This window comes from Pseudoduganella sp. RAF19, from assembly GCF_052114165.1.
Classification (GTDB): Bacteria; Pseudomonadota; Gammaproteobacteria; order Burkholderiales; family Burkholderiaceae_D; genus Rugamonas.
The window spans coordinates 1-2,102 of sequence record NZ_JBFREF010000028.1; the positions used below are offsets into that span (position 1 = coordinate 1).

The 2,102-nt window shown below is 63.1% G+C and carries 1 protein-coding gene; it reads left to right on the forward strand.

Translation table 11 applies throughout. The features are described 5' to 3' along the window. Window positions 1–2,102, forward strand: a 2,102-nt coding sequence (locus AB4Z19_RS30435) for a beta strand repeat-containing protein (protein WP_442037139.1), incomplete at both ends; no start/stop codon positions are given.

Here is a 2,102-nt window from a genome sequence, read left to right on the forward strand (position 1 = left end):
GGCGCGCTGTCGACCAACCAGGTAGCAGCCTTCGGCACCGCTGCCATGGCGACCGGCCTGAGCACCGACCAGATCGTTGCCCTGACCTCGAACCAGGCTGGCGCGCTGTCCAGCGCCCAGGTTGCAGCGCTGAGCACCAACAACATCGCTGCGCTGGAAACCGCCGACTTCGCTAACCTGAAGACTGCTGCGATTGCCGCCCTGACCACCGGCCAGGTGAAGGCACTGACCACCGACCAGGTTGTCGCCCTGAGCACCCAACAGGCTAACGTGCTGAACAGCGCACAGTTTGCTGCCCTGAGCACCGATGACGTGGCTGCCCTGCAGACGCAAGACCTGAACGCGATCAAGACCAGCACCATCGCTGCTCTGGGTTCCGCACAGGTTGCTGCGCTGACCACCGACCAGGTGAAGAACCTGGCGACCGGCTCCATCGCTGCCCTGAGCACTAACGGTATCGCTGGCCTGTCGACCGACGCTGTGGTCGCCCTGACTTCGAACCAGATCGCGGTGCTGAACACTGCGCAAGTAGGCGCCCTGTCCTCGAACGCCATCGGCGCTATCGAGACCCAGGACCTGGCTGGCCTGTCCACCGCCGCTGTGGCTTCCCTGAAGTCGCAACAAATGGCAGGCCTGACCACCGACCAGATCGGCGCACTGTCCACCAACCAGGTAGCCGCCTTCGGCACCGCTGCCATGGCGACTGGCCTGAGCACCAACCAGATCGTTGCCCTGACTTCGAATCAGGCTGGCGCACTGTCCAGCACCCAGGTTGCCGCGCTGTCGACCAACAACATCGCTGCGCTGGAAACCGCTGACTTCGCAAATCTGAAGACTGCTGCTATCGCTGCTCTGGGTACCGCGCAAGTTAAAGCACTGACCACCGACCAGGTAGTTGCACTGAGCACTCAGCAGGCTAACGTGCTGAACAGCGCGCAGTTTGCAGCCCTGAGCACCGACGACGTAGCGGCCCTGCAGACGCAAGACCTGAACGCCATCAAGACCAGCACCATCGCTGCTATGGGTTCGGCACAGGTGTCGGCACTGACCACCGACCAGGTGAAGAACCTGGTGACCGGCTCCATTGCTGCCCTGAGCACCAACGGCATCGCTGGCCTGTCGACCGATGCTGTGGTCGCCCTGACCTCGAATCAGTTCGCCGTGATGTCTACCGCCCAGATCGGCGCGCTGTCGTCGAACGCAGTTGGCGCGATCGAGACTCAGGACATCGTTGGCCTGTCCACCGCTGCAATCGCTTCCCTGAAGTCGAACCAGCTGGTTGGCCTGACCACTGACCAGATCGGCGCACTGTCGACCAACCAGGTTGCAGCCTTCGGCACGGCCGCCATGGCGACCGGCCTGAGCACCGACCAGATCGTGGCGCTGACCTCGAACCAGGCTGGTGCGCTGTCCAGCGCCCAGGTTGCAGCACTGAGCACCAACAACATCGCTGCTCTGGAAACCGCGGACTTCGCTAACCTGAAGACTTCGGCAATCGCTGCCCTGTCGACCGGCCAGGTGAAGGCACTGACCACCGATCAGGTTGTTGCCCTGAGCACCCAGCAGGCTAACGTGCTGACCAGCGCGCAGTTCGCTGCCCTGAGCACCGACGATGTGGCGGCCCTGCAGACGCAAGAYCTGAACGCGATCAAGACCAGCACCATTGCTGCTCTGGGTTCCGCACAGGTTGCTGCACTGACCACTGACCAGGTGAAGAACCTGGCGACCGGCTCTATCGCTGCCCTGAGCACCAACGGCATTTCCGGCCTGTCGACCGACGCTGTGGTCGCCCTGACCTCGAACCAGTTCGCAATCATGTCCACCGCGCAGATCGGTGCGCTGTCGTCGAATGCCGTTGGCGCAATCGAAACTCAGGACATCGTTGGCCTGTCTACCGCTGCAATCGCTTCCCTGAAGTCGAACCAGCTGCCAGGCCTGACCACTGACCAGATCGGCGCGCTGTCGACCAACCAGGTAGCAGCCTTCGGCACCGCTGCCATGGCGACCGGCCTGAGCACCGACCAGATCGTTGCCCTGACCTCGAACCAGGCTGGCGCGCTGTCCAGCGCCCAGGTTGCAGCGCTGAGCACCAACAACATCGC